This is a genomic window from Methanosarcina sp. 2.H.T.1A.6 (assembly GCF_000979455.1).
Lineage (GTDB): Archaea > Halobacteriota > Methanosarcinia > Methanosarcinales > Methanosarcinaceae > Methanosarcina.
Map to the genome: position 1 here is coordinate 1 of NZ_JJOY01000001.1, position 319 is coordinate 319.

Sequence of the window (319 nt, forward strand, 5' to 3'; positions counted from 1 at the left end):
GATGTTATACCGGCCAGCCCCTTTCCTCTATCTGCCCGGCGCTTTTGTGTTTATACTGGGTTTTCTCATAACGACTTCCCTTCTTCTCACGGGAAATGCTGCATATAACCGGTTGCACTCCTTTATTTTGGGCAGCGTGCTCTTAATCATTGGCGGGCAAATCCTTGCCACTGGCGGGTATATGAAAACCTATGGCCTGATACACGGCATGTACAGGGATGACAGAAAAGGTAAGAAGTTGCTGAGCTACCATTCACTTGAAAAAGAACTGCTTGGAGGCTCCCTTATCCTGGGTTCAAGCCTTATTATCGGGCTGAAA

Annotated in this window: 1 pseudogene; it reads left to right on the top strand. The window is 47.6% G+C overall.

Annotated features, from left to right (window positions below):
* Positions 1-127: 127 nt before the first annotated feature.
* Positions 128-319: pseudogene (locus EO98_RS18950) on the top strand (glycosyltransferase family 2 protein); the annotation flags it as partial.